General features: G+C 62.5%; 19 protein-coding genes. 4 read left to right on the forward strand and 15 right to left on the reverse strand.

Translation table 11 applies throughout. The features are described from left to right. Positions 1-12 precede the first annotated feature (12 nt). The 6 genes from KBB96_RS00765 to ptsP form a co-directional block, all read right to left on the reverse strand. Complete coding sequence (locus KBB96_RS00765; RefSeq protein WP_211631583.1) at positions 13-375, reverse strand: hypothetical protein; 363 nt, start codon at positions 373-375, stop codon at positions 13-15. A 108-nt stretch (positions 376-483) separates the two neighbouring features. Next, positions 484-1,056, reverse strand: coding sequence for a dTMP kinase (tmk, locus tag KBB96_RS00770; protein ID WP_211631584.1), 573 nt, complete (start codon positions 1,054-1,056; stop codon positions 484-486). Positions 1,057-1,060: 4 nt separating this feature from the next. Next, positions 1,061-2,536 (reverse strand): carboxypeptidase M32, encoded by a 1,476-nt coding sequence (locus KBB96_RS00775; RefSeq protein WP_226373607.1) that lies wholly within the window; start codon positions 2,534-2,536, stop codon positions 1,061-1,063. A 99-nt stretch (positions 2,537-2,635) separates the two neighbouring features. Beyond that, a complete protein-coding gene (locus tag KBB96_RS00780; RefSeq protein WP_211631586.1) occupies positions 2,636-2,977 on the reverse strand; it encodes a DUF6717 family protein in 342 nt (113 codons plus the stop codon). Between the two features lie 65 nt (positions 2,978-3,042). After that, the gene (locus KBB96_RS00785) at positions 3,043-3,438 is read right to left on the reverse strand and encodes a hypothetical protein (protein ID WP_211631587.1); all 396 of its coding nucleotides are present in this window, start codon (positions 3,436-3,438) and stop codon (positions 3,043-3,045) included. A 75-nt stretch (positions 3,439-3,513) separates the two neighbouring features. Then, positions 3,514-5,286, reverse strand: coding sequence for a phosphoenolpyruvate--protein phosphotransferase (ptsP, locus tag KBB96_RS00790; protein ID WP_211631588.1), 1,773 nt, complete (start codon positions 5,284-5,286; stop codon positions 3,514-3,516). Between the two features lie 207 nt (positions 5,287-5,493). Between ptsP and KBB96_RS00795 the strand changes: the two genes are divergently transcribed. Continuing rightward, positions 5,494-6,291: a gamma-glutamyl-gamma-aminobutyrate hydrolase family protein gene (locus tag KBB96_RS00795; RefSeq protein WP_211631589.1), complete on the forward strand. Its 798-nt coding sequence runs from the start codon at positions 5,494-5,496 to the stop codon at positions 6,289-6,291. Then, a complete protein-coding gene (locus KBB96_RS00800) occupies positions 6,288-7,241 on the forward strand; it encodes a multidrug resistance efflux transporter family protein (protein ID WP_211631590.1) in 954 nt (317 codons plus the stop codon). Before KBB96_RS00795 ends, KBB96_RS00800 begins: the two co-directional genes overlap by 4 nt. 151 nt (positions 7,242-7,392) lie before the next feature. Here KBB96_RS00800 and KBB96_RS00805 read toward each other — a convergent pair whose 3' ends face one another. Together KBB96_RS00805 and hprK are read right to left on the reverse strand one after the other, a co-directional pair. Then, a complete protein-coding gene (locus KBB96_RS00805) occupies positions 7,393-7,659 on the reverse strand; it encodes an HPr family phosphocarrier protein (RefSeq protein ID WP_211631591.1) in 267 nt (88 codons plus the stop codon). A gap of 115 nt (positions 7,660-7,774) precedes the next feature. Further along, positions 7,775-8,731, reverse strand: a complete 957-nt coding sequence (gene hprK, locus KBB96_RS00810; protein WP_226373608.1) for an HPr(Ser) kinase/phosphatase — start codon at positions 8,729-8,731, stop codon at positions 7,775-7,777. 109 nt (positions 8,732-8,840) lie between these two features. Between hprK and KBB96_RS00815 the strand changes: the two genes are divergently transcribed. Then, positions 8,841-9,308, forward strand: a complete 468-nt coding sequence (locus KBB96_RS00815; RefSeq protein ID WP_211631593.1) for an EVE domain-containing protein — start codon at positions 8,841-8,843, stop codon at positions 9,306-9,308. 141 nt (positions 9,309-9,449) lie between these two features. Here the strand turns inward: KBB96_RS00815 and KBB96_RS00820 are convergent, their stop codons facing one another. The 5 genes from KBB96_RS00820 to KBB96_RS00840 all read right to left on the reverse strand — a co-directional run bounded on the left by KBB96_RS00820 (position 9,450) and on the right by KBB96_RS00840 (position 15,896). After that, a complete protein-coding gene (locus KBB96_RS00820) occupies positions 9,450-10,109 on the reverse strand; it encodes a DinB family protein (protein WP_211631594.1) in 660 nt (219 codons plus the stop codon). A gap of 213 nt (positions 10,110-10,322) precedes the next feature. Further along, positions 10,323-10,949: a TetR/AcrR family transcriptional regulator gene (locus KBB96_RS00825; protein WP_211631595.1), complete on the reverse strand. Its 627-nt coding sequence runs from the start codon at positions 10,947-10,949 to the stop codon at positions 10,323-10,325. 380 nt (positions 10,950-11,329) lie between these two features. Further along, entirely contained in the window at positions 11,330-11,800 is a 471-nt protein-coding gene (locus KBB96_RS00830; RefSeq protein ID WP_211631596.1) for a DUF892 family protein, read from the reverse strand. Positions 11,801-12,306: 506 nt separating this feature from the next. Further along, on the reverse strand, positions 12,307-14,367 hold the full coding sequence (locus tag KBB96_RS00835) for a sodium-translocating pyrophosphatase (protein WP_211631597.1): 2,061 nt from the start codon (positions 14,365-14,367) through the stop codon (positions 12,307-12,309). Positions 14,368-14,489: 122 nt separating this feature from the next. Beyond that, positions 14,490-15,896 (reverse strand): aminotransferase-like domain-containing protein, encoded by a 1,407-nt coding sequence (locus KBB96_RS00840; protein ID WP_211631598.1) that lies wholly within the window; start codon positions 15,894-15,896, stop codon positions 14,490-14,492. Positions 15,897-16,009: 113 nt separating this feature from the next. On the opposite strand from KBB96_RS00840, the gene KBB96_RS00845 reads away from it, so the two are divergent. Beyond that, a complete protein-coding gene (locus KBB96_RS00845) occupies positions 16,010-16,219 on the forward strand; it encodes a hypothetical protein (protein WP_211631599.1) in 210 nt (69 codons plus the stop codon). 114 nt (positions 16,220-16,333) lie between these two features. Here KBB96_RS00845 and KBB96_RS00850 read toward each other — a convergent pair whose 3' ends face one another. Next, positions 16,334-17,485: a pyridoxal phosphate-dependent aminotransferase gene (locus tag KBB96_RS00850; RefSeq protein ID WP_211631600.1), complete on the reverse strand. Its 1,152-nt coding sequence runs from the start codon at positions 17,483-17,485 to the stop codon at positions 16,334-16,336. A 112-nt stretch (positions 17,486-17,597) separates the two neighbouring features. Further along, positions 17,598-22,418: a beta strand repeat-containing protein gene (locus tag KBB96_RS00855; RefSeq protein ID WP_211631601.1), complete on the reverse strand. Its 4,821-nt coding sequence runs from the start codon at positions 22,416-22,418 to the stop codon at positions 17,598-17,600. Positions 22,419-22,550 lie beyond the last annotated feature (132 nt).

The following is a 22,550-nucleotide window of genomic DNA, read 5'->3' on the forward strand; positions in this document are numbered from 1 at the left end:
GATCGATGTCTGCTACGCAGCTCCACCATCCAAGGTCTGCAATGGCTGAACGTGCCAAATCACCGGTTCCAGTGCTGTCCAGCCCAAGAACCAAGCGAGGCCGGCAATAGTCAGCACGCCCGTCGCGATGGTCCAGCGAGTGGTCCACGGGCCATGGCCTTTCGCTTCGAAGCGTGTGGTGCAGAGCGCCCAGGCGGCGGGGATTGCCAGCAGCAGCCACCCCGCCTTCCGGACAGCCACTGAACAGACATTCCAATCTTCCTGAGCGGAGGGATAGTTATGGATTCTGAGCGCGACGGTGGTCGAGCAGATCCCGATGCAGATCACCAGAATTTGGACCATGACGATCCGGGTGGTGGGCAGTGCTGCCGTCATGGGCAGGTCTATTAGCATCGAGCCCCGGGGGAGGCCATCTTGAAGTGGCGGAGAGGACTCGTATGATTCCTCCACGTTCGGTGCGGCAAGCATGCTCCGCATTCCATTTCAAGACGCTTCCGCACGCATCTGTTCCTGCACCTCGTCCATCGGCTTGGAAGCATCGATCACGCGCACGAACGGCTCGTCCTTGAGCGAGAGAAAAATGCCGCGGCAGCGTTCGAGATCCTCGCGCTTCTCAAACTCGTTCGTCTCATCGCCACGCCCGCCGATTCTGGCGAGCGCGGTATCGGTATCCAGATCGAGGATGAAGAGAATGTCCGGCACCGGTGCGAAGGCTTCGTTGCGGTCACGGATCTCCTGCGGGTCGAATCCGATCGCTCCCTGATACGCCATGTTGGAGAAATAGTAGCGGTCGAGGATCACCACTTTTCCCGCGGCCAACGAAGGCGCGATGACCTGCGCGACATGCTCCTCGCGGTCGGCGACAAACAACGCGAGCTCTTCCTCCGGTGCGAGGCGGCCGCCTGTGAAGCTCTCCCGCAGCTTCATGCCGTGCGGGCCGCGCGTCGGCTCGAAATCGAGCACGACTTCACGGCCTTGTTCGCGGAACCATTCCGCCAACAACCGGGCTTGGGTCGATTTTCCGGTGCCGTCGATGCCTTCGATGACGATGAACATGGCTTCAGATCGCGGAGGCGCAGTAACGGGCGAAGAGGTGGGACAGATGCGCGTCCGGCGATGGCGGCGCGCCGGTGGCTTTCTCGATCAGCACGGCGGGATCGTAGGTGCCGCCGTGGGCGTGGATGTTCGTGCGGAGCCAGGCAAGCAGCGGCTTGTATTCCGCCTTTGCCAGACCGGCAGCAACCGTCGGATCAGCCGAGGCGGTGGCGAAGAGCTGGGCGGCGTTGATGTTGCCGAGCGTGTAGGTGGAGAAGTAGCCGAGCCCGCCCATCGACCAATGGATGTCCTGCAGGCAACCATGGCGATCGTCCGGCGGCGTTATGCCGAAGGATTTCTCGAAGCTCTCGTTCCAAGCCGCGGGGATGTCTTTCACTGCCAGCTCGCCGTTCATCATGCGGCGTTCCAGATCGAAGCGCAGCAGGATATGCAGGTCGTAGGTGGCCTCGTCCGCCTCCACGCGGATGTAGGATTTTTCCGCGCGGCGGATCGCTGCGAGGAAATCGTCGATGGTGAGTGAGCCGAGTTGCGGGAAGCATTCGACCGCGAAGGGAAACCAGCGTTCCCAGAAGGCTTGCGAGCGGCCGACATGGTTCTCCCACAGCCGCGATTGCGACTCATGGATGCCCAGCGAGACGGCATCTCCGGACGGCAGTCCGAAGTCATCCTGCGGCAGGCCCTGTTCATAAAGCCCGTGACCAGCTTCATGCATCACGCCGAAGAGCGAGGAGGTAAAGTCCTCTGTGTCGTAGCGCGTGGTCAGACGGATATCGCGCGGGCCGAGCGTGGTGCAGAATGGGTGCGTGGTGGTATCGATTCGACCGGCGTTGAACTCGAAGCTGAGCGATTTGGCGACCACGGCATTGAAACGCTTCTGCGCTTCGATGGGATAAGGTCCGGCTGGCAGACGGGCATTGCGCGCCTCGGAATTCGCCACCGCGAGATTGCCGATGTTGATGAGCTGCGGGCGCAGCGTATCGAAGAGGGCGGAAATTTTCGCCGCGGTACTGCCGCGCTCGTAGGTGTCCAGCAGCGCGTCGTAGGGTTCCGACTCGTAGCCCCACAGCTCCGCTTTCTCACGGGCGATGGCGAGCAGCGTTTCCAAATGCGGCGCGAAGGCAGCGAAGTCGGAATTTTCACGGGCGGAGGCCCACGCATGTTTGCCGAGCGAGGTCGCTTCGGACTCGCGCGCGACAAGTTCAACCGGCAGTTTCGTCGAGCGGTCGAACTGGCGGCGCATCTCGCGCAGGTTCGCGGTCAGCGTCACATCGCCGCCTTTATCGGCGGCTTCCCCTTCCTCAAGAGCTGCCTTCCATTCGTCGGAGGTCGAGAGCAGGTGGGCTTTCGCCGTGAGCCAGGAAAGCTGGGCGGCGCGGTAGGGATGGGCGGCGTCCGGCAGGTGGGTCTCCTGATCCCAACCGAGCGTGGCCGCGGTGGAATGGATGAGCGCGCGTTCGCGGGCGAGATCGAAAAGTTTCACGCCGGAGCATTCACGCAAAGCAGCGGAGGCGCAAAGGAAGAAGTTAGAGAAAGCAGAGCCGGGAGGCTTTCGCGTTTTCACCCGACCCGCTCCTCCGGATCACTTCGCAGAAGCCTTCACGTAGATCTCTGCCGGGGCGGTTTCGAAATACTTGAATAGCGCCGGGCAGAGCCAGCCTTCGATTCCGCCCTCCGGCCATGCGTACCAGTTGCCTCCCATCTCCGGACGGTTCCAGACGAAGCGCGCCTCATAGCCCGGGAACGGTTGGGCGGAAAACACGAGTCGGAATCCTTCCGCTGCGTTCGGAATGGATTGCGTGAGCATATCGATGATCGTATCCGCACCGCTGACAAACGGCTCCTGACGCAATCCAACGGCAGGATCATCGAAGACCCACATGCCTTCGAATTTATAAGGAGCGATGACGAGGAGGGAGTTCATGCCTCCCAATGGATCTTGCGATGGGTGTCCAGCCAAGGACGAAAGCTTGTGCTCCTCCATCCTGCTCACCAGCCGTAGTGGTAGTATCCCACCAGCAACGGGGTCTTCTTTTCCAAGGCCTCCCGGATACGGCGGTCCTGTTCTTCGGTGACGGAGATTTCGAGGCGGAAGGTTTTTTCCTCCTCCTTGGTTTCCATCTTCTTCAGGGCGGCACCTTTCACGAGGGGAGTGAGTGCTTTCGGCGGCTTTTCGCCGGACACCGTGAGAACATCGAGAGTCATGGCCTCTTTGGTGGAGTTCCAGCGTCGTGTCGCCTCTTCGATGTCGTTGACGAAATGGAAGCTCTCTGCCGGGATGACGTAGGTTTTGAGAGTTTTCGGCGGCTCCTGCTTCGGCATTTCAGCGCGGGACGGCAGAATGCTGAGCCACAAGACCACGACGGAAAGGAGCAGGCATTTCATCCCGCCAACATAGACATTTTCGCCTGATTGTCCGTCAAATGTCGGTAAAAGATCCAGCCCTTGGGCGGAGATCGTTCAATCCAACAGATTCCCGTAGTACTTCCGCGCGAGCGACAACGACAGCCCGAGGATCTCGTAGCTGTGCGCCTTCTTCAGCGCCTCGTCCGACATCGCGGCGCACTCGGCATGGCTGAGGGAACGCACGGCCTGGCCGACGCGCGGGACCTGATGCGGGCCGACGGAAAGCTCCTCCACTCCGAGACCGATCAGGAGCGGGGTGAGGCGGATGTCACCGGCCATTTCACCGCAGACCCCGGTCCAGATGCCGTGGTCGTTGCCCGCGTCGATGGTCTTCTTGATGAGACGGATGACGGCGGGATGGGTGGGACGGTAGAGGTCCGCCACATGCGGATTCACGCGGTCCACCGCGACGGTGTACTGGATGAGGTCGTTGGTACCGATCGAGAAGAAGTCGACTTCCGGTGCGAGCAGGTCGGCGCAGACGGCGGCGCTGGGCACCTCGATCATCACGCCCACCGGCAGGTCGGGGTTGAAGGGGATGCTGGCCTTGTCGAACTCATCCATGCACTCGCGCAGGATGGTGCGGGCGCGTTTCACTTCGGAGAGGCCGGAGACGAGCGGGAACATCACGGCGATTTTGCCGTGGGCGCTGGCGCGCAGGATCGCGCGGAGCTGGTCCTTGAACATCGCGGGACGCGAGAGCGAGACGCGGATGCCGCGCCAGCCGAGGAACGGGTTCGGCTCCGGGTCGGTCAGTGGTTCCACCGGCAGCTTGTCGCCACCGGCGTCCAGCGTGCGGACGATCACGGTGTGCGGGGAGAGTTCCTTCGCCAGCTTGGTGTAAACGTCCGCCTGCTGGGTTTCATCCGGCATTTCCTCGCCGTTGAGCAGCAGGAATTCGGTGCGGTAGAGGCCGATGCCCTTCGCGCCGCTGCGTTTCACCAGCGGGAGTTCATCGATCAGTTCGACGTTGGCGGAGAGGGTGATCGCGCGGCCGTCGGTGGTGTCGGTGGCCGCACCCTTCATCGCTTCCAGCGCGCTGCGGACCTTGGCCTTTTCCGCGCTGAGTGCTTCGTAGCGGGCCAGCGTTTCGGCGGATGGATGCAGGATCAGCTTGCCGGCGTAACCATCGAGAATGCCGGGCGTGAGTGTCTGGAGATCGATGACCGTGCCGTCGAGACCAAGCACGGCAGGAATGCCAAGCGCGCGGGCGAGAATGGCGGTGTGCGAGTTCACGCTGCCCAGCTCCGCGGCAAAGCCGAGGATATGGCGGCGGTTCATCGCGGCCGTATCGGACGGCGTGAAATCGTAGGCGATCAGGATGTGCTGGCCATCCGAGGGCGCGACGTGGCGGACCTCGCTCTCCTCGGCCTTGAAGTTCCGCAGCACGCGCTGGCAGACATCCTCGATGTCCGCGGTCCTTTCGCGCAGATACGGGTCCGGGATGCGGCGCATGGCTTCCAGAAAGTTCTGCATCACCGCATAGAAGGCATACTCCGCATTCTGGCAGCGTTCCGCGATGGCATCGCTCACGCGGTCCACCACCGCACGATCCTCCAGGAGCATCTGGTGGGCTTCGAAGATGTCGCTCTCCTTGCCGCCGGAAAGGGATTCCAGCCGCTGCTGGAGTTCGGCGAGCTGGCGTTTGGTTACGTCCAGCGCTTCATGGAAACGCTCCTGCTCGCGCGGGATGTCGGACTCCAGGATCTCATAGACCTCCGGTGCGGAGAAACCGCGGGCCATGACATGCAGTGGACCGATGGCGATCCCCGGCGACGCGGGAATCCCCTGATAGATGACTTCCGGTTCAACTGCGATCTCTGCCATGTTTCGGACGGATCATGAGGCGGTCCGGGGAGGCGTGAAAGAAGAATTCGTAGGGCTGCCGATGTCTTTGGAGATCAGTCGAAGGCGGCATTTCCGGGCAATAGCGGGCATCTCTCCTCGGGAGAATGCCGCCGGTGGTGGAAACCGGTTGCCGGAGCGCTTTTCCGCTGGTTCGCTGGCGGCACGGATTCTGCCTCTCCTTTGTTCATGAATGCACCCGTTTCTTCCGCCCGACCTGTGGTTCTGATCGCTTCCTGCAAGGTCGAGCTCGACGGTTTTCCCACATACACCATTCGGGGCAATTACGTCGATGCCCTCACGCTTGTCGGCTGCCAGACCTTGATCGTGCCGGAGGCGGCGGGTGGCGATTTTTCGGCGCTGCTGGCGGTGGCGGACGGGATCCTTTTCAACGGTTCCCCCTCCAACGTCCATCCGTCCCACTACGGCGAGGAGGTCCACGATCCCTCGCTGCCGCAGGATACCGACCGGGATGCGTGGACGCTGCCGCTGATCCGGCTGGCGCTGGAGCGGGGGATTCCCGTTTTCGGCATCTGCCGCGGCTATCAGGAGATCAATGTCGCGCTCGGCGGCAGTCTGCATCAGGCGGTACATGAGGCGCCGGGCCTGTCTGATCATCGGCCGGACGACCGGGAGAATCTGGAGAAACGCTATGCACTTGCCCATCCCGTGGCGATCACGGCGGGTGGTGTGCTGGAGGGCATCTTCGGGGAGCCCGAGATCGAGGTGAATTCCGTACATGGCCAGGGAGTGAATCGCCTCGCGCCCTCGTTGCGTGCGGAGGCCCACGCACCGGATGGTCTGGTGGAGGCTTTCACCTGTCCCACGGCCAAGGGTTTCAATCTCGCCGTCCAGTGGCATCCGGAGTGGCGGCCACAGGATCGTCCGCATTCACTGAAGGTGCTCCAAGCCTTCGGAGATGCTTGCAAACGCTTCCAGCAGAACCGCGTCCGCACTGCGGTCCCGGATGCGGCCTCTCCGGCATGAACCCGGATTCCTCCCAATCCCGCCTGTGGCGTGGGCTTGGCCTTGGCATGCTGGCCGCGGCGTTTTTCTCCGTCAGCTTTGTGCTGAGCCGCCAGATGGCGGAGGCCAACGGGCACTGGGCGTGGACGGCATCGCTGCGGTTTCTGATGATGCTGCCGATGCTGCTGGGCATCCTGGTGGTCCGTGGCAGATGGTCCGATCTGTGGCAGGCATGGAAGGCCGCGCCGCTGGGCTGGATCGTGTGGGGAACGGTCGGCTGCGGTCTCTTCTATGTACCGCTGGTGGCGGCGTGTGCGATTTCCCCGGCATGGGTGGTGGCCGGATCGTGGCCGGTGGCGATCGTGATTGGCATCGTAATTGCGCCCTGGCTGTACGATGACCATCGGAGACATATTCCGCGCCGCGCGCTGGGATATAGCTCGTTGATTGTGATCGGCGTGATGTTGTTGCAAGTAGGACAGGCCCGGGAGGTCGCACTGGGTCCGGTGCTGGTGGGATTGATGCTCGTGTTGGTGAGCGCCACCGCCCATCCGATCGGGAACCGCATGAGCATGCAGCTCATGGAAAAACAACAGCTCCGGCCGGATGCCGTGATCCGCCTCACGGCTCTGACCATCGGCAGCCTGCCCGCATGGCTGGCCTTGTGTGCGTGGGGTTGGTTTCAGGCGGGATGGCCGCCTGCGGCGCAGTGGAGTGGCTCATTGATCGTGGCCGCGTGCGGCGTCATCGCCACGCCGATGTTTTATGCGGCCACCCAATCGGTCAGCCGCGAGCCCGAGGCTCTTGCGGCGGTAGAGGCGACCCAGGCAGCGGAAATCTTGTTCACTCTGCTGTTTGAAGCCATTCTCATCGGCATCCACCCACCAGATGTGTTCGGCATTGTGGGGCTGGCCGTCATCATCGGCGGCATCCTGATGCACGCGGCCCCACGTCGCTCTCTGCGTACGTAGTTCCTCCTTCAGGAGGGTGGTGAGGATTTTGGGATCACGATAACGGCTGCCAGACCGATGCAGCCACGATGAGACCCCGCAGGTATGGGAGCCTGCAAGATGGATACGAAGTTTCAGAGGCCCTCCTGAAGGAGAAGCTACGTGCGAAGGATCAATCCTCCTCGAACTTGCGCGTGATCAGATCGCCGATCGCATCAAGTGCTTCATCGGCATCCGGACCTTCGGCGGTCACGGCGATCACCGAGCCATGACCGGCGGCCAGCATCATCAGGCCCATGATGCTCTTGCCATCCACTTCCTCGCCATCCTTCTCCACGCGGATTTCCGATTGGAACCGGTTCGAGGTTTTCACGAATTGGGCCGCAGGCCGGGCGTGGATGCCCAGCTTGTTGATGATGGTGAAGTCTTTGCGAGCCATGGAGGGTGGGACGCCGGGAGCGGCGACGGGCGGAGTGTAGGGAGCGGTTTCGGGAGACTCCAAGGTAAAAATGAAGACCCGGGGCAGAGGAAATACGCAGCCGGGGAGGCGGGGCTCAGAACCCGCCTGCCATGTGGTTGAGCAGCTTCTGGTTGAACTCGTCCGCCATGTTGTAGCCCAGGCGGCGGAGCTGCTGGTCCAGGGCGGCGATGGTCACCATGCGGGCGGTGTCGCGGCCCGGAGCCACCGGGATTTCCACGTGTGGGATGTGCTGGCCGAGGATTTCGAAGGTCTTCGTCTGGAGTCCCAGACGGTCCACCTCGTTGAGATCGGCGTGGGGCTTGAGCGTTACGACCAGATCAAGGCGCTTGTCCGGGCGGATCGAGGCGAGGCCGTAGAGGTTGGCCGCATTGATGATGCCGATGCCGCGGATTTCCATGTAGCCGCGGGAAAGGTCCGGGGCCGTGGCGATCAGCTCGCCGCCTACCAGCTTCAGCCGCACCATGTCATCCGCCACCAGCGCGGCTCCGCGTTCCAGCAGGCCGACGGCGGTTTCGCTTTTGCCCGAGCCGCTCTTGCCCACGATCATCACGCCGATGCCACGCATGTCCACCATGCAGCCGTGCATGGTCACGCTGGGGCCGAAGTCGTGTTCCAGCCGGATCGTGGCGGCATTCAGGAACTTCATGGTCACCTGCGAGGTGCCGAAGACGGGAATGTGGTGCTCCTTCGCCACCGCCATCAGGTCGTCACCCAGCGTAGCGCCGCGGGCCACCACGATGCACGGGATGTCCCGGTCGCAGATCCGGCGGAAGCGGTCGGCACGCATCGGGTCCGGCAGCTTCTTCAAATAGGCCAGCTCGGAATTGCCGAAGACCTGGATCCGCTTCCGTGCGAAGTAGGAAAAGAACCCCGCCAGCGCCAAACCCGGGCGGTTGATCGCCGGCTCGCTGATCAGGCGGTCGAAGCCGTGGCTCTCGCCGTGCAGCGACAGGCCGAGCACCTCGGCATGGCGTTCGAAAAACTCGCCGACCGTGATCGACGCGATGGTTTTGACACGCGGGGTGGACATTGGAGGCATTCGGAGGCGGCGGCGCACGAGATGCAAGTTCCTAATTATCGAAGGCCGAAGGTCGGACTTTCGACTTTAAGACCTTGGACTTTCATACTCTTGTCCTCCCATGCGCCACTGGCTGATCAAGTCCGAGCCCGACGTGTTTTCCATCGACCACCTCGCCAAGGTGAAACGCGAGCCGTGGAGCGGCGTGCGGAACTATCAGGCGCGGAATTCGATGTGGAAGGACATGAAGCCCGGCGATCTCGCGCTCTTCTATCACTCCAATGCGGTGCCGCCAGGCGTGGCCGGTGTGGCCCGCGTGGTCGGGGACGCCTACCCGGACCCAACTCAGTTTGATGAGGCCAGCGAGTATTTCGATCCGAAGGCGACGAAGGAGAACCCACGCTGGTGGCTGCGGGATTTCGAGTTCGTGGAAAAGTTTCCGATGTACATTCCGCTCCAGGAAATGAAGGAAGACGATGCGCTCCAAGGCATGGTGATTCTCCAGAAAGGCACCCGCCTTTCCATCACCCCGGTTGAGGCCGCCCACTATAAAAGGGTCTGCAAACTTGGCGGCGGGAAGGGGAAGTAGTAGCGCAGGTTTTCAACGTGCGGGTGGGAAGAGCCCGGTGGCCCGGCATTCGAGGCGGCGATCTTTGCGAGCCGTTCCCGATCCGTTCACGCCATTGCCGGACTTACTTCGCCATGCCCGGCCGCAAGTTGGAAACTTGCTCTACATCGCCTCCATGATTTTTTCCAACTGCCGCCGGTGCAGCGCCTGGTGGAACGCGTTCAGTACGACCCACCGCCGCGAATCGAGCGGGCCGAACCAAGGGTGCGGAAATTTTGGTTCGTCCGGAAACGCCAGTCCGGCCACCTCCTCCGCGTAGCCGTCCAACAGCTTAGCGAAGTCATCCAGGATTTCCGGTCCGGAATCCCCCTTCGGTTTCACCGCCGCCGTACTGACCGCCCGCCTCGGAACGATTCCGGCGGAGAGCATCTTCGCCGCGCCGAGCATCCCCGGTCCGGTCATCAGCAGATGCTCCACCACCATCAGCGGCGACCACTCCCGCGAGCTGTCTTCCATCCCTCGCAGCCGCGCGATCCTCACCTGGCTCCGCTGTTGCTCCGGCTCCAGCCCGCGGATCCGTTCCACGATCCACCTCCCATCGGCGATGAATTTTTCCACCGCTTCCGCGGTTGTCGTCCGACGCGCGAACCTCGGAAAGATCACATGCCTCGCCAGCCATCCCTCGACGGGCGGCAGCCCGGCTCCCGGCGCGTCCAGCGGTCGGTTTTTTTCGCTCATTTTCGCGGATTCTTGATGTGAACAACCGGTTGATAATCGGTTAATAAATCTGTTGATAACATGCGGGCAACCGGTGGATGCCAAGGTGGATATCTGGTTAACAACCCGTGGATAATATCGTGAATACTTTCTGGAAAACCTGTGGGTGACTGGTGAGCAAGCGTGTGAAGAATCTGTGGGAAAGCGGTTAGTATCCTGTTAGGAATTCTGTTGAAAACCGGCGCGGAAGACCGCGGCAAGTTGTTGGTAACTTGGGAATGGCTGTGGATGACTCCCGGGGCCAAGCGCTTGAAATCTTCATTTCAAAGGAGCGCGCAAAGTCTCCAGATAACCTTCCAAGGCTTTCAGCATGAGGCGGAAGATGCCGATATCACGGGCGGTTTTACCTTGGGTAGCGGTCCCTGCCATGCTGGCGACGAAGAAAACGGCCTCGGCGGCCGGGGCGATCGAGGCATGCACGATTCCAGCGCGTTGACCACGCTCCAAAGCTTTTGAAATCGCCTCGCGCCATGCTGCATAAAGCGAGTCCAATTTTCCACGTAGGACGTCATCCAAAGGGGCCATTTCGGTGGCCAGATTGGCGATGGGGCAGCCATGAAAAAGGAAGCCGCCAGGACCTTCCTTTTCGATCCTGGCCACGTGTCCTCGGATCAGATCGCGGAGAGTGGTGACCGGATCGGAGGTCTCACGCAACGGCTGGAACCATCGCTCCTCTAGAGCCGGGAAAAATCGCTCGTCCACCAGGGCAACGGCCAGTGCGGCTTTGTCCGGGAAGTGATGGAAGAGGGCTCCCTTGGTCAGATCGGCACGTTCCACGATCTGGTTGAGGCTGCCGCCTTGGAAACCGTTGCGATAAAACTCGTCATAGGAGGCCTGCAAAACGGCACTGCGGGTGGCCGAGGGATCATGCGGGCGGCGGCTCATGAACAGAACATGCCGACCGGTTGGTATGTTTCAAGAAGGAAAAGTGGATGGACTGGGAAAAGGGGGAGCGGAGGGAGAAAATTCTTTTGAGTAACTCCGCCGGGAGCTTTTGGTACGCAGGTCCTCCTTCAGGCCAATGCCGTTGAGGTGTAGAAGGTAAGCGATTCACTCGCCATGCAATAGGATCCGGGTCTTCGTCCCCCTCGGGATCAAGAATTTCACGCACTATCCTCAAAGGCATTGGCCTGAAGGAGGGTACGTCAGACATCGCATTCATCGGGGGCATCCCGGTCCCCAAGGCTCTTCCCGGGCTGCATGCGTCCCGCAGCCGACACCGTAGGGTGCGTCCATCGTCTTCCCGAAACTACGTGGCAAGAGGGCTACGCTGCGGCGTAGCGGCTGGCGTGGCCATGAATCCGCCGGCCCAGCTTGGCCAGGGACGCGTCTTCATATTGCTCCTCCTCCATGGCGGCGCACAGCAGCTCGGCGGCGTCATCGTAGCCGAGCACGCGGGCACCGTTGATGGCCTTGGCGAGCCGTTCGATTTCCTGATGCACGCCACGGCGGACGGTGCGGAGGAGCTCGATGTCATCGGACGGCTTCCATTCCGCAACGAGGCGTCCCATGGCGGCGCAGGTCACATTGCCGGGAGTTTCATCGAGTTCGCCGAGGATCGTTTCCAACATGGTGGCGTGCGCCTTGGCGCGGACGCGGTGATGGAGCAGGAAGTTCCGGACCTCCTCGCGCTCGGCCGTGCGGGCCATGGCAGGAAGCGCCTTGGCAAGCTGGACCTCCAGGCTGTGGAGGTTCTTCAACTGCTCGATCCAGAGATCCGTGAGGCGTTCTGTCATGGCCATGGCGTGCGCTTGTTGGAGGTTGATCTTGTGAAAAGGGCAGCCCACTCGGCTGCCCGGATTTTCGTGAATCCATCGCATGCCGCGTGCCAAACCGGCGGATGCTTCCACATCCCCGGGAGAATCAACAGCACCTCCTTTGTAACCACATCGCAGGGCCGTTTTCCTGCCTGTGGAAAGCGAGGTGAAGGATTGCATCACGTGTGTGCGGCTTGCGTTTTGCCCACGTCGGAGTGCATTGCGGCACTAGGGAAAATGCATGGTCCAACAGCTCGTCGGATAGACACTTTGAAATGTTGGATGCAACGGAAGTGAGCCGTGCAAAAGTTCTCCCCCTCGCCACCTCTTGCTTCGGAATTCCGAAGCAAATTGCAATTTGCCAACAACGCACCCGGAGGAATCCGCGGATCTAACAGACGGACCTTCCGACGAACAAAAAAGAGCACCGGAAATCCGGTGCTCCAAGCTCTTGAAATCAGCCGTTCTGATCTTCGCAAGCGGCTTTATTTGAAAAGGATGGGGATGATGAGGATGGCCAGGATGTTGACCACCTTGATCATGGGGTTTACGGCCGGGCCGGCGGTGTCCTTGTAGGGGTCGCCCACGGTGTCTCCGGTGACGGCGGCCTTGTGGGTGTCGCTGCCTTTGCCGCCGTGATTGCCGTCCTCGACGTATTTCTTGGCGTTGTCCCAGGCACCGCCCGCGGAGGTCATGGAGATGCCCACGAACAGGCCGGTGACGATGGTGCCGACCAGCATGCCGCCGAGGGCTTCCTTGCCGAGGCTGGGAATGGCGGCGACGGCGACCACGAAGACGAGAGGCAGCAGCGCGGGAAGAACCATCTGGCGCAGGGCTGCTTTGGTCACGATGTCCACGCACTGGCCGTATTCCGGTGTCTCGGTGCCATTCAGGATACCCGGCTTGAGGCCGAGTTGGCGGCGGACCTCATGGACCACCGCACCGGCTGCACTGCCCACGGCATCCATGGCGAAGGCGGTGAAAAGGAACGGCAGCATGCCGCCGATGAAGAGGCCGATCATGATCTTCGGATTGGTGAGATCGAAATGGAAGACCTGGCCGGGAAGGTGGGCCTTCAATTCCTCCACGTAGGAGCCGAAGAGCACCATGGCGGCGAGACCGGCGGAGGCGATGGCGTAGCCCTTGGTGACGGCTTTCATGGTGTTGCCCACGGCGTCGAGTTCATCAGTCACCTTGCGAACCGCCGGGTCCAGTCCGCTCATCACGGCGATGCCGCCAGCGTTGTCGGTGATGGGGCCGAAAGCATCGAGCGAGATGACGATGCCGGAGAGGCTGAGCATCGAAACCACCGCGATGGCGATTCCGTAGAGCCCCGCCCATTCGTGGCTGCACCAGATGCTGCCGCAAATGAGTAGCACGGGGAGCACGGTGGCGTGATTGCCCACGGCGAGTCCGGCGATGACATTGGTGCCGTGGCCGGTTTCGGAGGCGGCGGCGATGCGGCGCACGGGACCGAATTCCGTGGAGGTGTAGTAGTTCGTGATCCACACCGAGGCGAAGGTGAGGACGATGCCGGTGAGGATGCAGCCGTAGAGGGCGTTCGCCGTGACGGTTGCCCCCGTGACAGTAAGGCCATCGGGGAACATCGCACGGGTGGCGGGATAGAGCAGCAGCGCGGAGAACAGACCGCTGATTCCCACGCCACCGAGCAGGGCGCGCGTCGCGCTTTGCTTGAAGAGATTCACGTAGAGCACTCCAAGCACCGCGCCGAGGATGGAGATCCCGCAAACGACGAAAGGATAGGACAGCGCCGCCATGCTTTCCGGGCTGACCAGATGGCCCACCAGCACGCCGCCGATGAGTGAGACGGCGTAGGTTTCGAACACGTCCGCGGCCATGCCCGCGCAGTCGCCGACATTGTCACCCACGTTGTCCGCCACCGTCGCCGGATTGCGCGGATCGTCTTCCTGAAGGTTCTGCTCCACCTTGCCGACGAGGTCGGCTCCTACGTCCGCAGCCTTCGTGTAGATACCGCCGCCGAGACGGGCGAAGACGCTGACGAGGGAACTGCCGAGCGCCAGACCGATGAGCGAATCGATGGCGGTCTTCGGATTGCCGGATACCTTCAGCACGGTGAGGTAGAAGCCGCCGACCGAGAGCAGGCCGAGCGCGACCACCAGCAGACCGGTGACGGCACCACCGCTGAAGGCGACCTTGAGGGCCGGGTGCGAACCTACCGAGGCGGCCTGTGCGGTGCGGACGTTCGCGCGTACGGCGATGGTCATGCCGATGTAGCCTGCGATGAGCGAACAGCCCGCGCCGACGACGAAGCCGCCCGCGGTGGTCCAATCACGCAGCAGACCGATGACGATGAACATCACCACGGCGATCATGCTGACGGCACCGAGCTGACGATTGAGATAGGCTTTCGCGCCCGCCTGGATCGCACCGGCGATCGAGCGCATGGCTTCATTGCCATCCGATGCCTTCAAAATCGAGCGGATCAGGACCACCGCCGCGCCCAGTCCGAGCGCTCCAAAAGCCAGTGAGAGAGGGATTCCATTACGGATGAGCAGATCGGACATGCGATGAAGTCAGGGTGGGAATTCGGTTATCCCCCTAACGTGGGCGATGGGGGTGTGGAGACAAGATCAAAGCGTTTCCCGCGCACGATCTTTCGCCGCGAAATCCATTGACTCCGGAACCCCTATTTCCCGGCGAGTTTCCCCAACAACCGGACCGCATCCAGCGTGCGATCATTGAATGCAAAGCCGCAGCTCAGACGGAAGCAGTTGCGCAATCCTCCGGAGGCTGAAAACACCGGCCCGGGCACCAGGCTGATCCGTTGCTCCATCGCCTTCACCGCGAAATGTTCGGCATCGAAGCCGACCGGCATTTCGATCCACAGCACGAAGCCACCCTGGGGTTGGTTCACTCGGCAGGTATCCGGAAAGGCTTCGATCACCGCCTGGCGCATGCGCGCGCATTGCACGGCATATAGCTGGCGGATGCGGCGCAGATGGCGGTCGTAGCCGCCTGCCTCGAGGAACTCCGCCACCATCAGTTCGGAGAGCGTGGCATTCCACGGGCATTGGATGTTCTTCAGGCGCTTGATCTCCGCGAAATGCGGACCCGGCACGACCCAGCCAACCCGCAGGCCCGGCGCGAGGGTCTTGGAGATGGCACCGATATGGATCACACGACCGCCGTAGAGAGAGATGGAGGAATTGCGCACACCTTCATGGCTGAGTTCACCATAGACGTCGTCCTCGATGATGGTGAAACCGTGCTGCCCGGAGAGCCGGGCGAGGCGTTCTTTTGCTGCCGGGGGCATCACTCCGCCGATGGGATTGTGGAAATCCGGCTGGACCACGCAGGCGGCGACGCGGTGTTTCCTCAAGGCGGACTCAAAGGCGTCCACCAGCAATCCCTCGCGCGGACTGACGGGGATCTCGATCGCCCGCAGGCCGAGATCGCGGAGCAGATGGAGGATGCCGAAATAGGTGGGCGTTTCCACGGCCACCAGATCGCCGCGCCTGGTGGTCGCGCGGAGTGCCAGCAGCAAGGCCTCGGTGGCGCCATGGGTGGTGATGATTTCATCGGGGGAGGCTTTGATGCCGGCACCGAGCAGGCGTTTGGAAACCGCCACGCGCAGTTCGCGGCGGCCGGGTGGCAGGGTGTAGCGCAGGGCCGCACCGCCATGCTTGCGGAAGATCGCATTCGAGATCGAGGCGAGCTTGGCCCTGGGGATCATCGAATCATCCGGAGCTGCGGCGGCGAAGGGAATGACGGCGGGGTCCGCCACGGTATCCATGAGGGCCTCGAACAGGGAGGCACCGCCGATGTGGACGGGCTTTTTGGCGTGTGTGGCGATGGTGGGGAGGCGGGCCGCAGGAAGGGAAGGAGCCTTCACATAGTAGCCGGACCGCGGGCGTGCCTCGATCAGGCCGGTGTCCTCAAGCCGCCGGTAGGCTTCGATGACGGTGGAAATGCTCACCCGGTGTTCGCGGCTGCTTTGGCGGACGGATGGCATTCGGTCGCCTGCGGTGAAGGTGCCGCCGCGGATCAACTCCGCCAGGCGATTGGCCAGGGTTTCGTAACGGGTGTGTTCCATTCGACCGGCACAACGATCGCTTGCTCGAACTGTACCGCAATACAATTTGTTTCGCTGTATCTGTAATGATCGCCAGGAAGAGGCCAGAATGACTCCGTCAACCGACACACGTCATGATTGTCCTGCTGAAAACCGCCATCGTGCTCTTCTTGTTCGCCTGGACCTTTCTCGGTGGCTGGCTGGTGGTCCGCTACAACGTCCTCTTCGGCCCGCACCGCGATGATCCGGCGGAAACGCCCGGGGCGCGTTCCTTCGGCGTGGCTCACATCGGAGCCGTTTGGATCGGCACCTTCTCATTGGCCATTTACTTCCTCTGCCGCTGAGCGAAGTTGATGGGAATGGGGGTGGAATCCGTCAATGCGGATCCACCGGGCACCCGGGACGCTCCGGGGGGAGATCATTCCCGGCTGCCACGTACCGCGGGATTCCGCTCCCACTCAACGCCTCAATTTGAGAAGCCGTTCGCCCGCCGCATGGAGGGTGTCTTCGTTCTTCGCGAAGTGGAAGCGGATGAGGTGGTTCACCGGCTCGCGGAAGAAGCTGGAACCCGCGACTCCGGCGACTCCGATTTCCTTGATCAGCCATTCCGAGGCTTCGCTGTCATGGGCGAAGCCGAGTGAGGAAATATCCACCAGCGTGAAGTACGCACCATGCGGTTCGGTGAAAGGCAGTCCGGTTTGCCGCAGGTAGCCGAGGAAGACATCCCGCTTCCGAGTGTAGAGATCGCGCAGGCCGGCATAGTAGCTGTCCGGCAGTTCGAGTCCGGCCACTGCGGCTTCCTGCAGCGGGGCGGCCGCACCCACGGTGAGGAAGTCATGCACCTTCCGTGCCTGGGCGATCACCTCCGGAGCCGCATGGACGTAGCCGAGCCGCCAGCCGGTAATGGAGTAGGTTTTCGAAAGAGAATTGCAGGTGAGCGTTCGTGATGCGGCACCGGGAAGCGCGGAGAAATAGACGTGCTCGTGTGGCGCGAAGACGATGTGTTCGTATGGCTCGTCCGTGATGACGAACGTATCATGCTCTTCAGCGAAGCGCAGGATGGTCACCAGTTCGTCGCGGGTGAAGACCTTGCCGGTGGGATTCGAGGGATTGCACACGACGATCGCCTTCGGCTTGAGCGCGAAGGCGCGTGCGAGTTCGTCTTCATCGAAATGAAAGTCCGGCAGGCGCAGTGGAACGTAGATGGGTTCCGCGCCGCAGAGGATCGCATCCGCTGCGTAGTTCTCGTAGAAGGGCGAGAAGACGATGACGCGGTCGCCCGGATTGCACGCGGTCATCATCGCGACCATCATCGCCTCGGTGCTGCCGCAGGTGACCACGAGGTGTTGGTCCGGATCGACCTGAAGACCGGTGAAACGTGAAATCTTGCGTGCGAGCGCGTCACGGAAGCGTGGCGCGCCCCAGGTCATCGCATACTGGTGATGAGGGCCGCGTGTGGCTTTTTCCAATCCGGCGAGCAGAGGCTCCGGCGGATCGAAATCCGGAAAGCCCTGCGACAGATTGATTGCCCCATGTTGGTTGGCCAGCCGGGTGGTGCCACGGATGACGGACTCGGTGAAGATGTTGAGGCGGTTCGCGGTGGCAGGCATCGGATTGGCCGAACCGTAGGGAACAAGCCCGGACCTTGTCCAGCGGGTGCGGAAAACGGAAGAGGCGCCCGGATCAGGCGCCTCTTCGGAATTCGTGCCTTGTAGGGGTGAGTTACGGCGAGCTCACCTTCGCGCGAATGAAGCCCTTCGGCGCGGAAGCCACGGTCGGGGTCAGGCGGAAGGTGTGATAGGTCCAGCCGCTGTCGAGCAGGGGCAGACCGAGGCTGGCTTGGATCGCCGTGGCATCCGGTCCGGTGACTTCGGTGACCGCGATGGCGAAGGTGCTCAGCGTGTCGCTGCCCTCGACCACATAGGTCACGGTGTCCGCGGTGGCGGTCATGGTCGTTCCGGATGGACTGAAGCTGGCGGTGGAACGTGCCGGCAGGGTGAGCGTCATCACCTGGTCGGCTCCGATGGTGGCGATCTTGGAGGCGATCTTGCCGCTGGAGACTCCGGACAGGGGATTGTCATTGAAGGCGAACTCGCCGAGGTTGTTCAGACCATCACCGTCCGGGTTGTCGGCTTTGCCATTGTTACCGCCGGTGAGGCCTGCGGTGGTCGCCCAGGAGGAATAGGCGTCCGAGGGGACAAGTTCGATCTGCTTGGCTCCGGCGTTGTAGTTCAGGGCGTATCCCGGGGGCAGGCCGGTGACCGTGCCAAAGGTGCCGGTGAGCGTGCCGGTGTAGCTGGCGATGACGAGTGTGCCGCTGGGGCTGGAGGAGGTGATGGCCAGCGTGCCGCCGGTGAGATCGAGATTGCCGGTGACGGCGATCTTGTCCGCTGTCGCGCCATTGACTTCGCAGGCATAGGTGCCGGTGAGGATGAGGGCTCCGGTATTGAGGGTGCCCACGCTGTTGCCCGGAGCGATGGTGCCGCCGCTGGCGATCGTCACCGCACCGCTGGCGGTGCCGGAGCCTCCCAGTTTCGCGGCGCTGTTCACGGTGACGGCACCGGTGCCGGTGGCGGAACCGCTGCTGTTGTTCGCGAGCAACGTTCCGGCACTCACGGTGGTGGTGCCGGTATAGGTGTTTCCCTGTGTGAGATCCATCGTGCCCGCACCGAGCTTGTTGATTCCGCCGACCGCGCCACCGGTGGAGCCGGGACCGGCGAGAGTCATGGTGACGGAGAGGTCGGTGGTGCTGCTGCCGGTTACATCCGCCACGTCGAAGTTCTGCACGCCTTGCAGGTGGAGGCCCGTGGTGGAGCTGCCGCTCATCACGGAGGGACTCATGTTGCCGCCGGTATTGGCCACCGTGACGGTGGCGGCTCCGGTGGTGGTGTTTGCCAGCAGGTAGTCGAATGAGGCGAGGGTCCGGTTGATCGTCCAGGTCGAACCATTCTTCAGGGTGACATTGCCCAGCCGCGACTCCCCGGAATCGCAGAGGAAATTGCCGCCATCGGCGGTGATCACGCGGGCGTTGTCCATTGCCGAGCCGTGGCCGGTCAGGAAGACATTGGTGGACGCCAGCCGGAAGGTGGCTCCCGTGCCGATATTGAAGGCGGAGGAGCTGCGTACGGAGCCGGTACCGGTGACGGAAAGCGTGCCACCATTCACCGTGGTGGTGCCGCTGTAGGTATTCGTTCCCGAAATGCTCATGCCTCCCGCATTGATCTTCACCAGCGAACCCACTCCGGACAGCACTCCGGAAATGGTGACGCTGCGGGCGGTGATTCCATCGACGGAATCGAGAGTGTTGAAGGTCGTCCCGGGTGTGGTGCTGGTCAGTGCCGCGGCGGCGGAGCCGGTCCAGTTGGCGAAGGCACCGATATTGGCCGCGCCGAAGCTGACGGTTTTCGTTCCGGTGCCGCCGCTGCCCATGCCGCCGAGGCCGAGGTTCAAGGTGCCGCCGGTGAGGCTGAGGGTGTTCGCTCCGTTGTGGTTGCCGTTGCTCTGGGTATTGCCCAGGCGCAGGCCGCGGAAGTTGGCGGTGCCGTTCGAGATGTTCAGCACGCCCGCGCCATCCCAGCCGAGCACCGCATCGACACCGGTCACATTCAGGATGCCGCCGGAAAGATTGTAGGTACTGGTCTCCGTGCCCCAGTGGCCGATGCGGATGGTGTCTGAAGTGGTGGTATTGATGTTCACCGTGCCGCCCGTCTGGTTGAAGAGACTGTTGCGGCCGGCCGCTGCCTCACCCATGTAGAAGGTCCCGGCCACATTGAGAATGCCCGTGCCGGAGACGGTGGTGGTGCCATTGAGACCCGCCGATCCCGCGCTGATGCTGCCGCCGCTGAGATTGAGCGCGGCGTCATTCCCGGAGGCACCGATGGCGATGCCGGTGCCGGTGGCGCTCAGGGTGATGTTGTTGGTGATGGTGGTAGAACCAGCGGACTGGGTGTAGGTGCCGCCGATGTTGGAGATGGTGGATCCCGCGGCGCTTTGCACCAGTGTCAGCGATGCTGCGGTCACGGTGCCGCCGTTGTTGATGAAGGTGCTGCCCTGCGAGGTGCTGGGGTTGTTGACGCTGCTGGAGCCGGTGACGGTGATGGCTCCGGTGATGGCAGTGGAGCTGCCGGTGTTCTGGGTATAGGCCCCGCCACGGGAGGCGGTGACAGCACTGGTTCCGGCACCGAGAGTCATGGAGGCGGCATTGATGGTGCCGGGTGTGGTGCCTGCGACGTTTCCATTCGTCACCGGAGTCTGTGTCGCGGTGCTGCCACCATTGAGGGTGAAGGCTCCGGGCGTGGTGATGGTGCCGAAGTTGGTCAGCGTGGAGTTGCCCCCGTTGGCCACGGTCACGGAACTGGTACCGATGATGCTGGCGCCGCTGTTGATTTGGAAAGCGGCGGCGGCCGTGCCGACGGTGGTGGTGCCGGTATAGGTGTTTGCGGCACCGAAGATGGAGGTTCCGGAGGAGGCGCTGGCCAGATTGCCCGCGCCACTGATGGGGCTGTTGAGCGTGAGGCTGAAATAGCCGGAGTCCAGCGAAAGGGTGGTGTTCGCTGCGACGCTGAAGGTGTTTGTCAGAGTCCGTGCGCCGCCGCCGTTGGCGGTGGCCAGGGTGGTGCTGCGATTGACGACGACGCCCGCGGTGCCAAGTGCGGAATTATTGGTCGACGCGCGCACGATTCCGCCGCTGAAGGTGAAGCCACCGGAGAAGGTGTTGGTGCCCGCGAGGATCAGTTCCCCGCCTCCCAATTTCTCCACGCTGATGGTCCCGCTGCCATTGTTGGTGATGGTCGAATTCACCGTGACGATGCCTGCCACGACGTTGAACTCCAGACTGCCTGCCGTGTCCGCCGCGCCGCCTGCGGTGAGCGTGCCGGAATTCGCCGCGGTGCCGAAGGTGATGCCACCGGAGCCGGTGCCGGACAGCACCGCGCCCTGCTGGGCGAGGCGCAGGGTATTGCCCGCCATCGAGATCGTGGCCAGACCGGCCTCAGTGCGGGTGATCGAATTGACATCCACGGTGCCCGCATCCGTTGTTACGTTGCCTGCCGTAGTGGTGGTGATGCGGACCTGGTTGGATCCGTTCGCGATGTTGCCGGTGACGGTGGGCACATCCGTATAGGTGACCGCGATGATCTCACCCAGGCCGTTGGTGGTGGCGAGCGCGGTGTTGTTCACCGTGAGCCAGGGGCCGAGGTTGCCACCGACGGGGCTGTTGGTGGTGGTGGCAATGGAGTCCGCGCTGAGATTCAAGGTGGAGCCCACGCCGCGGGTGATCGCGCCGAGGCCGAGCTTCACCCCGCCGGAAATGCGGGTGATGGTGGCTGCCGTTCCCGCGTTCAAGGAGGTGGCTCCCACGGAATCCGTGATCGTGCCGCCGGTGAGCGTGATGGTGGAGGTGCCCCGGAAATTCAGTGTGCCGGTGTCTCCCAGCTTGTTGGTGTCATTGGTGGCGAAATTCAGCGCGAGGGTGGCGGCAGAGATGCTGCCATTGACGATGGTGCCCCCGGAGTAGGAGTTGGTGCCGGAGAGTGTGAGACTGGTGGTCGAATTCGAACCGCCGACGTCGAGCGTGCGCGCGCCTCCGGTTTCCACGATGTTGCCGCTGATGGTGCCGGTGGAACCGTGGGTGGTGATGCGCGCGTCATTGGCGAGGGTGACGATGCCGCTGAGCGTGGTGGCGTTCTGGAGGCGGATGGCTCCGAAGTTTCCTCCCGGCTCGCCCCAGCCATTGCCCTGGATGGTCAGGTTGTTGGTGAAGGGGCCTGCCACCGTGAAATAGAGCTGGCCGAAGCCGGTATTCACCAGCGAGGCGGAGCCAACGTCATTGACGTTGTCCACGATCAACCGGGCGTTGTTGGCATTGAAGGTACCGCTGAAGCCGGTATTCACACCACCGAGGCTGTAGGAGGAAGCGGTGGTCGGAGAGCCATCGTTGATGCCGGTGAAGAGGGCGGTGCCGGAGCTCTTGAAGACGGCGGCGGCTCCCGGCGTGAGTGCATTGCCGGAAAACTCCAGCGTGCCGGAGCTGATGGTGGTGTCACCGGTGTAGGTATTGGTGCCGCTGAGGGTGAGCGTGCCGGCTCCCGCCTTGGTCAAACCGGCCGTGCCTGCGATGATCGCCGAGATGATGGCGGATTCACCGGAATTGGTCACGGTCACCGTGGGAGTGGTGCCAGCCAGGGTCAGGATGTTCGGTGATGTTCCCGCAATGGTGTAGCCGCTGACGTTGAAGGTGAGCCCGTTGGCGGTGATCGGAGCGCCGAGGGTCACGGTGCCAACAGAGCCGCCGAAAATGGCAGTGTCGTTGTTCGCGTTGACCCACGCGAGGTTGTTCGCCCCGGCGTCGAGGGTCCAGTTGCCGTTGGTGACATCCCAGGTGCCGGCACCTCCGGTGATGGCGGAATCACCGGGCCCGACAGTTCCCGGCGCGATGTCCCAGGTCACGTTCGCCGCGGATGCGGTGCCTGAGAAAAAGATGAGGGCGGAGGCCGTGGAGACAAAGAGGGTACGGCACACGAGCCGTGCGAATTTGGGTTTCATGGGTTTTTGGGGAGACGTTGCAACAGAAGCACCGGAGGTATTTCGCGTGAAAAGGACCCCGGGTTCTAAATTTATACCACGTTCACCCTTAGAGGGCTACTTCTGAGTTTCCACTTGGGTGCAATTGTTTTC

The sequence above is a fragment of the Luteolibacter ambystomatis genome, from assembly GCF_018137965.1.
In the GTDB taxonomy this organism is placed as follows: Bacteria; Verrucomicrobiota; Verrucomicrobiia; order Verrucomicrobiales; family Akkermansiaceae; genus Luteolibacter; species Luteolibacter ambystomatis.

Excerpts from the sequence above, each read along its gene's own strand:
- KBB96_RS00765 (WP_211631583.1), bottom strand. The coding sequence starts at position 375 with ATGACGGCAGCACTGCCCACCACCCGGATCGTCATGGTCCAAATTCTG.
- tmk (WP_211631584.1), bottom strand. The coding sequence starts at position 1,056 with ATGTTCATCGTCATCGAAGGCATCGACGGCACCGGAAAATCGACCCAA.
- KBB96_RS00780 (WP_211631586.1), bottom strand. The coding sequence starts at position 2,977 with ATGAACTCCCTCCTCGTCATCGCTCCTTATAAATTCGAAGGCATGTGG.
- KBB96_RS00785 (WP_211631587.1), bottom strand. The coding sequence starts at position 3,438 with ATGAAATGCCTGCTCCTTTCCGTCGTGGTCTTGTGGCTCAGCATTCTG.
- ptsP (WP_211631588.1), bottom strand. The coding sequence starts at position 5,286 with ATGGCAGAGATCGCAGTTGAACCGGAAGTCATCTATCAGGGGATTCCC.
- KBB96_RS00795 (WP_211631589.1), top strand. The coding sequence starts at position 5,494 with ATGAATGCACCCGTTTCTTCCGCCCGACCTGTGGTTCTGATCGCTTCC.
- KBB96_RS00800 (WP_211631590.1), top strand. The coding sequence starts at position 6,288 with ATGAACCCGGATTCCTCCCAATCCCGCCTGTGGCGTGGGCTTGGCCTT.
- KBB96_RS00805 (WP_211631591.1), bottom strand. The coding sequence starts at position 7,659 with ATGGCTCGCAAAGACTTCACCATCATCAACAAGCTGGGCATCCACGCC.
- hprK (WP_226373608.1), bottom strand. The coding sequence starts at position 8,731 with ATGTCCACCCCGCGTGTCAAAACCATCGCGTCGATCACGGTCGGCGAG.
- KBB96_RS00815 (WP_211631593.1), top strand. The coding sequence starts at position 8,841 with ATGCGCCACTGGCTGATCAAGTCCGAGCCCGACGTGTTTTCCATCGAC.
- KBB96_RS00825 (WP_211631595.1), bottom strand. The coding sequence starts at position 10,949 with ATGAGCCGCCGCCCGCATGATCCCTCGGCCACCCGCAGTGCCGTTTTG.
- KBB96_RS00830 (WP_211631596.1), bottom strand. The coding sequence starts at position 11,800 with ATGACAGAACGCCTCACGGATCTCTGGATCGAGCAGTTGAAGAACCTC.
- KBB96_RS00835 (WP_211631597.1), bottom strand. The coding sequence starts at position 14,367 with ATGTCCGATCTGCTCATCCGTAATGGAATCCCTCTCTCACTGGCTTTT.
- KBB96_RS00840 (WP_211631598.1), bottom strand. The coding sequence starts at position 15,896 with ATGGAACACACCCGTTACGAAACCCTGGCCAATCGCCTGGCGGAGTTG.
- KBB96_RS00845 (WP_211631599.1), top strand. The coding sequence starts at position 16,010 with ATGATTGTCCTGCTGAAAACCGCCATCGTGCTCTTCTTGTTCGCCTGG.
- KBB96_RS00850 (WP_211631600.1), bottom strand. The coding sequence starts at position 17,485 with ATGCCTGCCACCGCGAACCGCCTCAACATCTTCACCGAGTCCGTCATC.
- KBB96_RS00855 (WP_211631601.1), bottom strand. The coding sequence starts at position 22,418 with ATGAAACCCAAATTCGCACGGCTCGTGTGCCGTACCCTCTTTGTCTCC.